The 12640-nt window shown below is 71.2% G+C and carries 9 protein-coding genes; 2 read left to right on the top strand and 7 right to left on the bottom strand.

All coding sequences use genetic code 11. The features are described from left to right. Window positions 1-13 precede the first annotated feature (13 nt). Both dnaJ and hrcA read right to left on the bottom strand, forming a co-directional pair. Window positions 14-1150, bottom strand: a complete 1137-nt coding sequence (gene dnaJ, locus EST54_RS24095; RefSeq protein WP_006605686.1) for a molecular chaperone DnaJ — start codon at window positions 1148-1150, stop codon at window positions 14-16. Then, window positions 1151-2167, bottom strand: coding sequence for a heat-inducible transcriptional repressor HrcA (gene hrcA, locus EST54_RS24100; RefSeq protein WP_093483176.1), 1017 nt, complete (start codon window positions 2165-2167; stop codon window positions 1151-1153). Window positions 2168-2362: 195 nt separating this feature from the next. Here hrcA and EST54_RS24105 point away from each other — a divergent pair, with 195 nt between their 5' ends. After that, on the top strand, window positions 2363-3100 hold the full coding sequence (locus tag EST54_RS24105) for an MBL fold metallo-hydrolase (protein WP_129249818.1): 738 nt from the start codon (window positions 2363-2365) through the stop codon (window positions 3098-3100). Window positions 3101-3178: 78 nt separating this feature from the next. Beyond that, window positions 3179-4012 (top strand): DUF3097 domain-containing protein, encoded by an 834-nt coding sequence (locus tag EST54_RS24110; RefSeq protein ID WP_129249819.1) that lies wholly within the window; start codon window positions 3179-3181, stop codon window positions 4010-4012. On the opposite strand, the gene EST54_RS24115 is transcribed toward EST54_RS24110, so the two are convergent. From EST54_RS24115 to lepA, 5 genes are all read right to left on the bottom strand, one after another. Then, entirely contained in the window at window positions 3990-4568 is a 579-nt protein-coding gene (locus EST54_RS24115; RefSeq protein WP_372448103.1) for a Uma2 family endonuclease, read from the bottom strand. The two genes, EST54_RS24110 and EST54_RS24115, sit on opposite strands and share 23 nt — an antisense overlap. Window positions 4569-4677: 109 nt before the next feature. Beyond that, on the bottom strand, window positions 4678-5910 hold the full coding sequence (hemW, locus tag EST54_RS24120; protein ID WP_129249821.1) for a radical SAM family heme chaperone HemW: 1233 nt from the start codon (window positions 5908-5910) through the stop codon (window positions 4678-4680). A 65-nt stretch (window positions 5911-5975) separates the two neighbouring features. After that, entirely contained in the window at window positions 5976-8072 is a 2097-nt protein-coding gene (locus EST54_RS24125; protein WP_372448096.1) for a SpoIIE family protein phosphatase, read from the bottom strand. 276 nt (window positions 8073-8348) lie between these two features. Continuing rightward, the gene (locus tag EST54_RS24130; protein WP_129249822.1) at window positions 8349-10238 is read right to left on the bottom strand and encodes an AMP-dependent synthetase/ligase; all 1890 of its coding nucleotides are present in this window, start codon (window positions 10236-10238) and stop codon (window positions 8349-8351) included. A gap of 401 nt (window positions 10239-10639) precedes the next feature. After that, entirely contained in the window at window positions 10640-12514 is a 1875-nt protein-coding gene (lepA, locus tag EST54_RS24135; protein ID WP_129249823.1) for a translation elongation factor 4, read from the bottom strand. Window positions 12515-12640 lie beyond the last annotated feature (126 nt).

The following is a 12640-nucleotide window of genomic DNA, read 5'->3' on the forward strand; positions in this document are numbered from 1 at the left end:
CGGCCCACCTGGGCTATCGCCCGTTGAACGCGTCCTTCAGACGCGAGAACAGCCCCTGCTGCCCGGGCTGGAACTGCCCCGTGGGCCGCTCCTCACCGCGGAGCTTGGCCAGCCGCCGGAGCACCTCTTCCTGCTCCGGGTCGAGCTTGGACGGCGTCTGCACCTCGACATGGACGATGAGGTCACCGCGGCCGCCACCGCGCAGATGCGTCACCCCGCGCTGGTGCAGCGGAATGGACTGGCCGGACTGGGTGCCGGGCCGGACATCGATCTCCTCGACCCCGTCCAGCGTCTCCAGCGGGCACTTGGTGCCCAGCGCCGCCGCCGTCATCGGGATGGTGACCGTGCAGTGCAGATCGTCGCCGCGCCGCTGGAAGACCGCGTGCGGCAGCTCGTGGATCTCCACATAGAGGTCGCCGGCGGGGCCGCCGCCGGGGCCGACCTCGCCCTCCCCCGCGAGCTGGATGCGGGTGCCGTTGTCGACACCCGCGGGGATCTTGACGGTCAGGGTGCGGCGGGAGCGGATCCGACCGTCGCCGGCGCACTCGGGGCACGGCGTCGGTACGACCGTGCCGAAGCCCTGGCACTGCGGGCACGGCCGGGACGTCATGACCTGGCCGAGGAAGGACCGGGTGACCTGCGAGACCTCACCGCGGCCGCGGCACATGTCGCAGGTCTGCGCCGAGGTGCCGGGCGCCGCGCCCTCGCCGGTGCACGTCGTACAGACGATGGCGGTGTCGACCTGGATGTCCTTGGTCGTGCCGAAGGCCGCTTCGTTCAGCTCGACATCGAGGCGGATCATGGCGTCCTGGCCCCGGCGGGTGCGCGAGCGCGGGCCGCGCTGCGACGCGGTGCCGAAGAACGCGTCCATGATGTCGGAGAAGTTGCCGAAGCCCGCGCCGAATCCGCCCGCGCCCTGGCCGCCGCCGGCCTGCGAGAGGGGGTCGCCGCCGAGGTCGTAGACCTGCTTCTTCTGCGGATCCGACAGGACCTCGTAAGCGGCGTTGATCTCCTTGAACCGCTCTTGGGTCTTGGGGTCCGGATTCACGTCCGGGTGCAGCTCGCGCGCCAGCCGACGGAAGGCCTTCTTGATCTGGTCCTGCGAGGCGTCGCGGCCGACGCCGAGGACCGAGTAGTAATCCGTGGCCACTTACGACTCCGCGAGGATTTGTCCGACGTAACGTGCCACTGCGCGTACCGCTCCCATCGTTCCGGGGTAGTCCATGCGGGTCGGTCCGACCACGCCGAGTTTGGCGACTGCCTCGTCGCCCGAACCGTAGCCGACCGCGACGACCGATGTGGACGTCAGGCCTTCATGGGCATTCTCATGCCCGATACGTACGGTCATGCCCGAGTCCTTGGCCTCCCCGAGCAGCTTGAGCAGCACCACATGCTCCTCAAGGGCCTCCAGCACCGGCCGGATGGTCAGTGGAAAGTCGTGCCCGAAGCGCGTGAGATTGGCGGTACCGCCGATCACCAGTCGCTCTTCGGTCTCCTCCACCAAAGTCTCCAGCAACACCGACAGCACTGTCGAGACCGTGCCGCGGTCGTCCTGCTCGAAGGACTCCGGAAGATCCTGCACCAACTGCGGCACATCCGCGAACCTGCGGCCCACGACCCGGCTGTTGAGCCGTGCCCGCAGATCCGCCAGGGACGTCTCGCCGAACGGCGCCTGGCAGTCGATCAGTCGCTGCTCGACCCGCCCGGTGTCCGTGATCAGTACGAGCATCAGGCGGGCCGGGGCCAGCGCCAGCAGCTCGACGTGCCGGACCGTGGAGCGGGTCAGGGAGGGATACTGGACGACCGCGACCTGCCGGGTCAGCTGCGCCAGCAGCCGGACCGTGCGGCCGACCACGTCATCGAGGTCGACGGCGCCGTCGAGGAAATTCTGGATCGCCCGCCGCTCCGGGCTGGACAGCGGCTTGACGCCGGCCAGCTTGTCGACGAACAGCCGGTAGCCCTTGTCGGTCGGGATCCGCCCGGCACTGGTGTGCGGCTGGGCGATGAACCCCTCGTCCTCCAGGGCTGCCATGTCGTTGCGGATCGTCGCCGGGGAGACCCCGAGCTGGTGGCGCTCGGTGAGTGCCTTGGAGCCGACCGGCTCCTCCGTCCCGACATAGTCCTGGACGATGGCGCGCAGCACTTCGAGCCTGCGTTCACTGAGCATTCCGCGCACCTCCAGTCCGGCCGTCCCGGCGTCTCGTTCCTCCTGGCACTCACACGGGCAGAGTGCCAGGCCCTGAGCCAGTGTACGGCCGAGTAGCACAGCCACGGCAAGGGCGGCCGCGCGGAGCACCCGCCCGATGACCGTGTTCGGGCGATCTGCCGGGCAACGCTATCGCGAGGGCGCTAGCGTCTCGGTATGCACACTGCTTGGGAAGAGGCCGGCTGGGAACAGCTTGGTGACGGTGTCGCCAGGCGCCGGATGCCGGGGTGGGACGAGACGATCGGGGTGATCGCGGGGACCACCGGCGTCATGATCGTCGACACCGGTGCGACCCTTCGCGACGGCGCGGAGCTGCGCCGGACGATCCGCGGCGTGCTGGGCCGGGACGTGACGCATGTCGCGCTCACCCACCCCCATTTCGATCATGTGCTGGGCACCGCCGCCTTCGCGGGCGTCGAGGTGTTCGGCGCGGCCGGCCTCGGCGACCTCCTGCGGCGCGGCAAGGACGCGCTGCGGCACGACGCGGTACGGCACGGCGTCGACCGGGACGCCGCCGCGGAGGCCGCCGATCTGCTGGTCGCCCCGCACCACCACGTCCACGGCCAGCTGACCGTCGAACTCGGCGACCGTCAGGTGCTGCTCGCCAACGTCGGCCCCGGGCACACCGCCCACGATCTCGCGGTCCTGGTCCCGGGCCGGCAGGGCGCCCCCGAGATCGTCTTCTGCGGCGATCTGGTCGAGGAGTCCGGTGAGCCCCAGGCGGGCCCGGACGCGCTGCCGCAGCAGTGGCCCGGCGCGCTGGACCGGCTGCTGGCCCTCGGCGGCGAGGACGCGGTCTACGTCCCCGGCCATGGCGCCGTGGTGGACGCCGCCTTCGTCCACGCCCAACGGGACGCGCTGGCGGCCCGCTTCGGCGTCGCCCCCGCTCCCTGACCCCTGCCCGTCTGCCCGTCTGCCCGGCTGCCCGGCTTCCCGGCTTCCCGCCCCTCTCCTGCGAACAGAACAGGCCCCATGCAGAGCAAGCGCTACAGCCCCGACCTGACCCCGCCCTGGAAGAAGCAGCGGCCGGCCCCCGAGGTACCGGCCGACCCCGATCTGGTCGTCGAGGAGGTGACCACGGGATTCTGCGGCGCGGTGATCCGCTGCGAGAAGACGGCCGAGGGCCCGACGGTCACTCTGGAGGACCGCTTCGGCAAGCACCGTGTCTTTCCGATGACCCCGCGCGGCTTCCTCCTGGAGGGCAAGGTCGTCACCCTCGTACGCCCCCAGGGCCGCCCGGCGCCGAGCGCTCCGGCGCGTACGGCGTCCGGCTCACTCGCCGTCCCCGGCGCACGGGCCCGGGTCGCGCGCGCCGGGCGCATTTATGTGGAGGGCCGGCACGACGCCGAACTGGTCGAGCGGGTGTGGGGCGACGACCTGCGCATCGAGGGCGTCGTCGTGGAGTACCTGGAGGGCATCGACGATCTCCCGGCGATCGTCCGCAGCTTCTCCCCCGGCCCCGACGCGCGGCTGGGCGTGCTCGTGGACCACCTCGTTCCCGGCTCCAAGGAGTCACGGATCGCGGCCGAGGTCACCGGCGCCCATGCGCTGGTCGTCGGCCACCCGTACATCGATGTGTGGGAGGCGGTGAAGCCGTCGTCCGTCGGCATCCCGGCCTGGCCGTCCGTCCCTCACGGGCAGGACTGGAAGACGGGGGTGTGCCGGGCGCTGGGCTGGCCGGAGAACACGGGGGCGGCGTGGCAGCGGATTCTGTCGTGCGTGCGGTCTTACAAGGACCTCGAACCGGCGCTGCTGGGGAGGGTGGAGGAGCTGATCGACTTCGTTACGGCCGGCGGTGCGGCCTGACCCCGGGCAGCGTCTTGAACTCGCTGGTGTCCAGTTCGAAGCCGAGAAGGTCCAGCGGCACGGGGTCGCCGAATTTGGTGATCCGCTGCACCGTGTAGTCGGCCTCGTCGCCACCGCCGACAGGTTCGGTGAGCAGGACGCAGTGGGCCACGATGGGATCGATGATCAGGTACGCGGGCACCTTGCCCGCGGCGTAGATCGAGCGCTTGATTCCGTAATCACGGTCGACGCTGTTCTTGGAGACGACCTCGACGAGCATCGTGACCACTTCGGACGGCAGCAGCCGCCCGGACTCCGGTCCGGCATCGCTTCCCAGCACCACGAGATCGGGCACCGGTTCGCTTTGCTCACTCAGGATGTCGATGTCCTGGGTCATCAGCCATTCCCAGCGATCGCTGGGAAGCTGCAGCGCCACAGACCTAACGATCCGGTTATGGACCAGATCCGGCCCCGCCATCATCACGATTTCCCCCCGGAGGAGCTCAATGGTGACGCCCTCGGGAACCTCAAGATTCTCGAAGAGCTCCGTCATCCGGCGTTCATCCACAGCGGTCATCTCCATGGCCTCCGTTTCCCGTCGCCGTGTATACGGCACAGGCTAGGAACAGCCTAGGCGGGGCCGCAGGCCCCTCGCATCGGTTCACTCGTTCGAGGACTTCGCGCCCTCAGTCCACCAGATCCCGCACCACCGCGTCAGCCAGCAGCCGCCCCCGGAGTGTCAGCACGGCCCGGCCCTCCCCGTACGGCCCCGCCTCCAGCAGCCCATCCGCCAGTGCCCGTTCCGCCGCCCGCGACCCCGCGGGTGCCAGCAGGTCCAGCGGGCAGCCGGCCGCCAGGCGCAGCTCCAGCAGGATGCGTTCGACGCGGCGGTCCTCGTCGGCGAGCAGTTCGCGGCCCGCGCCCGGGGAGCGGCCCTCGCTCAGGGCCTGGGCGTATGCGCCGGGGTGCTTCACGTTCCACCAGCGGACGCCGCCGACGTGGCTGTGGGCGCCCGGGCCCGCGCCCCACCAGTCGGCGCCGGTCCAGTACAGCTCGTTGTGGCGGCAGCGGGCGGCGTCGGTGGTGGCCCAGTTGGAGACCTCGTACCAGCGGAACCCGGCGGCGGTCAGGGCCTCTTCCGCGAGGAGGTAGCGGTCGGCGTGGACGTCGTCGTCGGTCATCGGGACCTCGCCGCGGCGGATCCGGCGGGCCAGCTGGGTGCCCTCCTCGACGATCAGGGCGTAGGCGGAGACGTGGTCGGGGCCGGCGCCGAGGGCGGCGTCGAGGGACGCCCGCCAGTCGTCGTCGGTCTCGCCCGGCGTGCCGTAGATCAGGTCGAGGTTGACGTGCTCGAACCCGGCGGCGCGGGCCTCGGCGACGCAGGCTTCGGGACGCCCGGGGGTGTGCGTACGGTCGAGGATCTTGAGGACGTGCTGCCGGGCGCTCTGCATGCCGAAGGAGACGCGGTTGAAGCCGCCCGCGCGCAGTTCTGCGAGGTAGCGGGGGTCGACGGACTCCGGGTTGGCCTCGGTGGTGATCTCGGCGCCGGGCGCCAGGCCGAATTCCTCGTGGATCGCGGCCAGCATCCGGGCGAGGTCGGCGGCCGGCAGCAGGGTCGGGGTGCCGCCGCCGACGAAGACCGTCTCGACCGGGCGCGGGTCGTCGCCCAGCACCTTGCGGGCCAGCCGGATCTCGTCCACGACGGTGTCGGCGTAGTTGTCCCGGGAGGCCAGGGCGCCGCCGGAGCCGCGCAGCTCGCTCGCGGTGTAGGTGTTGAAGTCGCAGTAACCGCAGCGGGTCGCGCAGTACGGCACGTGCAGGTAGAAGCCGAGGGGCCGCCCGGCCGCCCCCGCCAGCGCATGACCGGGCAGCGCCCCGTCCTCGGGCATGGGCTCACCATCAGGCAGTGCGGAAGGCATGACATCCATTGTCCGTCATGCCGCGGCCGGCTCCGTCTCCCCGGCTCCAGGCTCCGTCTCCCCGGTTACGGGGCCCCGCCCCCCGCCGCCTGGAGCACCAGCAGGGCCAGGTCGTCGTCGGGCGGGGTCGGGCCGAAGGCATGGACGGTGCTGCGGAGGTGCTCGGCGAGGGCGGTGGCGTCCAGGCCCGCGCCGGCCGCGAGGGCGGTGGCCAGGCCGTCCTCGTCGTCGAAGAGCCGCCGGCCGGAGCGCCGCTCGGTCACCCCGTCGGTGACACACAGCAGGGTCTCGCCGGGGCGGAGGTCGAACGATTCGCTCACGTACGACGCGTCCTCGACCACCCCGAGCAGCATCTGCGGCGCCGCGACACAGCGGACCGCGCCGTCCGTGCCCAGCACCAGCGGCAGCGGATGGCCGGCGCTGGCGAGGGTGCAGCGGGCGCCGCGGGAGCCACGGGAGTCGCCGGGGTAGGGGACGATCTCTCCGTAGAGCAGGGACAGGAAGCGGGCCTGTTCGCCCTCCACGCGGATCTCGACGGGCGCCTCGGCCCCGGCACCGGCCGCCGCCACCGCGGCCGCGACCGCCGCGACCGAGTCCGCGGCCTCCCGCGCCATGGTCTTGTTGAGCCGGTCGAGCACCGCCGCGACCCCGAAGCCGTCGCGGGCCAGCAGCCGCAGCACCGGCCGGGCCAGCCCGGTCACCGCGGCCGCCTCGGGGCCGCTGCCGCAGACATCGCCGAGGGCGAAGCACCAGCGGCCGTCCCCGGCGTCGAAGAGGTCCCAGAAGTCGCCGCCCGCCCAGGCGCCCTCCCGCGGCTCGTAGACCACCGCCGACTCCACACCGGGCACCTGCGCCCGCCCGCAGGGCAGCAGCCGGCGCTGCAGGACCTGGCTGATGCGCTCCTGACGGCTGTAGGCGCGGGCGGTGGCGACGGCGCGGGCGACCCGGCGGCCCAGGTCCTCGATCAGTGCGACCACCGCGTCGGGGAAGACCGGCAGTCCGCCCCGGCCGAGCAGCAGGGTGCCCAGCCGCCGGCCGCCGGCGACCAGGGGGCAGGCCAGCACGGCGCCGGGCCCGTCGTCGTCCCCCGCTCCGTGCGTCCAGGGCCAGCGGACCGGGACGGGTGCGCTGCCGGACGGGTCGCTGCCCGCAAGATCCGGCGGCTGCTTCTCCAGCGCCGCACGCAGCGGGTCGATACGGCACTCGCTGGTGTGCCAGACACCGGCGAGCCGCTGCTCCTCGCCGGCCGGCGCGATGCCCCGGCCGGGCGCCCCGCCGTCGCCGTCGTAGAGCCACACGGCACACCATTCGGCCAGCCGCGGCACGATCAACTGGGCCGCGAGGGCGGCGACCTGGTCCGCGTCGAGCTGGCCGGAGAGCAGGTCGGAGGCCTCGGCGAGGAAGGAGAGGGCGCCGTTGTCGACCCGGCCGGAATCGTGCTCCGGGCGGACGGCGCGGCGCGGCGCCGGGGCGAGGAGCTCCGCCGCCCGCAGCTCACGCTGCAACAGCCGGTCGTCGAAGGCGAGCTCCGGCTCCAGCCGCCCGGCGTCGTCCGCGGCCCCCATGGGCAGCCGGAACCATACGGTCTTCATGGCGCGGCGGTAGGTGATGCCCCAGGATTCGGCGACCGCGCTGATCAACTGGAGGCCGTGGCCGCCGGTTTCGGAGGCGGCGCTGTCGAGGCGGGCGCGGATCGGCTGGGTGGGGTGGTGGTCGGAGACCTCGATGAGGATGCCGGGACCGGGAGCGCCGTCGAGGCCCGCTCCGGGGGCGGCTTCCGTGTACGGCGCCGCGTACGGCTCGCCGTGGCGGCCCCCGAACGGCTCCGGGCCCGGCCACTGCGCGCCCTGCGGGTCCAGTCGGCAGCGCAGCTCGACGGTGGTGCCCGCATGCACCACCGCGTTGGTCACCAGCTCGCTGACCAGCAGCTCCGCCTCGTCCGCGAGCCGGCTGGTCAGCCGCTGCGCACCGGGAAACTCCTGGCCGGCCCAGTCGGCGAGGGCGGACCGGACCAGCCGCCGGGCGGCGGCAGCGGCCCGTGGATCACCGGGCAGGGTGGCCCGCAGGGAACGGGTTGCCGGGCCGCCGCCGGGCTGGCCGGTCATCGTCGTGCGCGCCGCCGTGACGTCGTCGTCCCGTGGAGACGAAGTTGTCGTCCTCATTGAGCAACTCCCGAGCAGCTCCGCTACAGCGCCGGATGCGCCAACAACAGAGTGACAGAACGAGCGCAGTCATAAGCACTGAGTCACACAACTGGGTGGTCGTGGCGTCCAATTCGGCTGACGCACCGAGGGAGTTGGCCGACGCGCGCAGCGGCGCCCGGAAACCCATCTGGACGAGGGCAGCGGGGACCGCGGTTCCCGCCACGGCCGGCTTCACCCATACGGGTGCGGCGGTACGGGACGGGGCCCGGCCGGCCCGTACCGCCGCACCGCGGGCTACGCCTCGCGCGACCCGGCGTACATCTCGTCGAGCAGGTCCTTGAACGCCCGCTCCACCACCGGCCGCTTGATCTTGAGGCTGGGGGTCACCTCACCGTGCTCGATGTCCAGGTCGCGCGGGAGCAGCCGGAACTTGCGGATCTGCTGCCAGCGCTGGAGCCCTTCGTTGACCCGCTCGACATAGCCGTCGATCAGCTCGCGGGCCTGGTCGGTGGCGACGACCTCGGCATAGCTCTTGCCGGCCAGACCGTGTTCCGCGGCCCAGGTCATGATCGTCGGCTCGTCGAGGGCGATCAGCGCGGTGCAGAAATTCCGGTTGGCGCCGTGCACCAGGACATTGGAGACGAACGGGCAGACCGCCTTGAACTGGCCCTCCACCTCGGCCGGTGCGATGTACTTCCCGCCCGAGGTCTTGATCAGGTCCTTCTTGCGGTCGGTGATCCGCAGATAGCCGTCCGGGGAGAGCTCGCCGATGTCGCCGGTGTGGAACCAGCCGTCCTCCTCCAGGACCTCGGCGGTCTTGTCCGGCAGGCCGTGGTAGCCCTGCATGATGCCCGGGCCGCGCAGCAGGATCTCGCCGTCCTCGGCGATCCGCACCTCGGTGCCGGGCAGCGGCTTGCCGACCGTGCCGGTGCGGTAGGCCTCGCCGGGGTTGACGAAGCTGGCGGCGCTGGACTCCGTCAGGCCGTAGCCCTCCAGGATGTGGATGCCGGCGCCGGAGAAGAAGTAGCCGATCTCCGGGGCGAGCGCGGCCGAGCCGGAGACCGCGGCGCGCAGCCGGCCGCCGAACGCCTCGCGCAGCTTGGCGTAGACGAGCGCATCGGCGATCTTGTGCTTGGCGCCGAGGGCGAAGGGCACCGAGGCGTTACCGGTGCGGCGGAAGTTGTCCTGCGAGACCTTGGCGTACTCGCGGGCCACCTCGGCCGCCCACTGGAAGATCTTGTACTTGGCGCCGCCGCCCGCCCGGGCCTTGGCCGCCACACCGTTGTAGACCTTCTCGAAGATCCGCGGGACGGCCGCCATGTACGTGGGACGGACCACCGGCAGATTCTCGATGATCTTGTCGACCCGGCCGTCCACGGCGATCACCTGGCCGGTGGCGATCTGGCCGGCGGTCAGCACCTTGCCGAAGACGTGCGCCAGCGGCAGCCAGAGGTACTGCACATCCTCCTCGGCGACCAGCCCGGTCGCCTGGATCGCGCGGGCCATGTACGACCAGCAGTCGTGCGGCAGCCGCACGCCCTTGGGGCGGCCGGTGGTGCCGGAGGTGTAGATCAGCGTCGCCAACTGGTCGGCGCGCAGCGCGGCGACCCGCTCCTTGACGCACTCCGGGTTGCTCTCCAGATGGGCGGTGCCGCGCTTCTCCAGCTCGGCGAGGGTGAGCACCCAGTCCTCGGGGTCCTCGGCCGAGGGCTGGACGCCGGTGTCGTCGATGACGATGACATGCGCCAGCTCGGGCAGCTCGGCACGCCGCTCGCGGGCCTTGGCGAGCTGTCCGGCGTCCTCCGCGATCAGCACCCGGCTGTCGGAGTCGGACAGGATGTAGGCGGTCTCCTCGGCGTTGGTGCTGGGGTAGACCGTGGTGGTGGCGGCGCCGGAGCACAGCACACCGAGGTCGGCGAGGATCCATTCGACGCGGGTGCCGGCGGCCAGCGCCACCCGCTCCTCGGGCCGCACCCCCAGGGCGATGAGCCCGGCGGCGACGGCGTAGACGCGGTCAGCTGCCTGGGCCCAGCTGATCGCCTTCCAGTCGTCCGGCCCCTGTCCCGACGCCGGCGGGACGGGATAGCGATAGGCCTCGATATCGGGCGTGGCCGCGACCCGCTCCAGGAAGAGGTGTGCCACCGACGGCGGCCGGTTTTCGATCAGCGTGTGGGTGTCCGTCACGGCGTCCTCCGGGGCCCGCTTCGTTGCTGGTGACTCGCGAGTAACCTTGAGCAGAGATCAGAGTAGAGCGCGAGGCGCCCCCGCGTAAGGGGCTGTGGACGACTCGTTCACGATGTGACCGGTGCGATAGGTGTACGTAGCACCCGCAATGCCCGATAGTGCGTGGCACCGGACCCCGCACCGCGCCCACCTGGCAGAACGGATCACACCGCCCCGGCAGCGGGCTCCACATCCCTTCCACATTCCCTCCGGGATTCCTCCCGGGGTTCCTTCCGTCGTGCGGCTGCCATGACGGCAGGGCGCCGGCCCCCGAGGAGACCGACGCCCTGTCGCACTGCCGCACGCAGCCGCTGCCGACCGTGCGCCACGCCTTGCTTCTTCTGGCTTCTTCTTGCTTCTTCTTACTTCTTCGCCTTCGCGTCGCCGTCGGAGTCCGAGGACAGCACCGCGATGAAGGCCTCCTGCGGGACCTCCACGCTGCCGACCATCTTCATCCGCTTCTTGCCTTCCTTCTGCTTCTCCAGCAGCTTCCGCTTACGGGAGATGTCACCGCCGTAGCACTTGGCGAGGACGTCCTTGCGGATGGCGCGGACCGTCTCACGGGCGATGACCCGGCTGCCGATGGCGGCCTGGATCGGCACCTCGAAGCTCTGCCGCGGGATCAGCTCGCGCAGCTTGGCGACCAGCCGGACACCGTAGGCGTAGGCCTTGTCCTTGTGGCAGATCGCGGAGAACGCGTCGACCTTGTCGCCGTGCAGCAGGATGTCGACCTTCACCAGGTCGGCGACCTGCTCGCCGGTGGGCTCGTAGTCCAGCGAGGCGTAGCCACGGGTCTTGGACTTGAGCTGGTCGAAGAAGTCGAAGACCACCTCGGCGAGCGGGAGGGTGTAGCGGATCTCGACCCGGTCCTCGGAGAGGTAGTCCATGCCGAGGAGGTTGCCGCGGCGGTTCTGGCACAGCTCCATGATCGCGCCGATGAACTCGCTGGGCGCCAGGATCGTGGCCCGGACGACCGGCTCGTGCACCTTGTCGATCTTGCCCGTCGGGAACTCGCTCGGGTTGGTGACCTCGTGCTCGGCGCCGTCCTCCATGTCCACGCGGTAGACCACGTTGGGGGCGGTGGCGATCAGATCGAGGCCGAACTCGCGCTCCAGGCGCTCGCGGATGACCTCCAGGTGCAGCAGGCCCAGGAAGCCGACGCGGAAGCCGAAGCCGAGGGCCGCGGAGGTCTCCGGTTCGTAGACCAGCGCGGCGTCGTTGAGCAGGAGCTTGTCCAGCGCGTCGCGCAGCTCGGGGTAGTCCGAGCCGTCCAGCGGATACAGCCCCGAGAACACCATCGGCTTGGGGTCCTTGTAGCCGCCCAGCGCCTCCTCGGCCCCCTTGGTGAGCTGGGTGATCGTGTCACCCACCTTGGACTGCCGGACGTCCTTCACACCGGTGATCAGATAGCCGACCTCACCGACGGACAGGCCGTCGGCGGGCTTCATCTCAGGCGAGTTGGTGCCGATCTCCAGCAGCTCGTGCGCGGCGCCGGTGGACATCATCTTGATGCGCTCGCGCTTGCCGAGCGTGCCGTCGACGACCTTCACGTACGTCACGACACCGCGGTAGGCGTCGTAGACCGAGTCGAAGATCATCGCGCGGGCCGGGGCGTCCTTGACGCCGACCGGGGCCGGCACCTCACGGACGACCTTGTCCAGCAGCTCGGGCACGCCGACGCCGGTCTTGGCGGAGACCCTCAGCACGTCCTCGGGGTCGCAGCCGACCAGATTGGCCAGCTCGGCGGCGAACTTCTCGGGCTGCGCGGCCGGCAGGTCGATCTTGTTGAGGACGGGGATGATCGTGAGGTCGTGCTCCATCGCCAGGTAGAGGTTGGCGAGCGTCTGGGCCTCGATGCCCTGAGCGGCGTCGACAAGGAGGATGCAGCCCTCGCACGCGGCGAGCGAGCGGGACACCTCATAGGTGAAGTCGACGTGGCCCGGGGTGTCGATCATGTTGAGGATGTGGGTCGTGCCACTCGCCTCTTCCCCCTCGGAGGGGTCCCAGGGCAGCCTGACCGCTTGGGACTTGATCGTGATGCCGCGCTCGCGCTCGATGTCCATGCGGTCGAGGTACTGCGCGCGCATCTGCCGCTGGTCGACGACACCGGTGAGCTGGAGCATCCGGTCGGCGAGCGTCGACTTGCCGTGGTCGATGTGCGCGATGATGCAGAAGTTACGGAGGAGGGCCGGATCGGTACGGCTCGGCTCCGGCACGTTCGTAGGGGTCGCGGGCACGCAGGGTCCATTCAGTGAACGCGGGTAGGCGGGACTCGGGTATATGACGTCTCCCCCCATGGTCCCATGCGCGAGGGCCCCGGTCCGGTTTGGGCGGGGCGGGGAGGGGCCGAGGGCGTCCGGGAG

Source organism: Streptomyces sioyaensis, assembly GCF_004122735.1.
GTDB lineage: Bacteria > Actinomycetota > Actinomycetes > Streptomycetales > Streptomycetaceae > Streptomyces > Streptomyces sioyaensis.

Coding starts and splice junctions, on each gene's coding strand:
- hrcA (WP_093483176.1), bottom strand. CDS start 2,167: ATGCTCAGTGAACGCAGGCTCGAAGTGCTGCGCGCCATCGTCCAGGAC.
- EST54_RS24105 (WP_129249818.1), top strand. CDS start 2,363: ATGCACACTGCTTGGGAAGAGGCCGGCTGGGAACAGCTTGGTGACGGT.
- EST54_RS24110 (WP_129249819.1), top strand. CDS start 3,179: ATGCAGAGCAAGCGCTACAGCCCCGACCTGACCCCGCCCTGGAAGAAG.
- EST54_RS24115 (WP_372448103.1), bottom strand. CDS start 4,568: ATGACCGCTGTGGATGAACGCCGGATGACGGAGCTCTTCGAGAATCTT.
- hemW (WP_129249821.1), bottom strand. CDS start 5,910: ATGCCTTCCGCACTGCCTGATGGTGAGCCCATGCCCGAGGACGGGGCG.
- EST54_RS24125 (WP_372448096.1), bottom strand. CDS start 8,072: ATGAGGACGACAACTTCGTCTCCACGGGACGACGACGTCACGGCGGCG.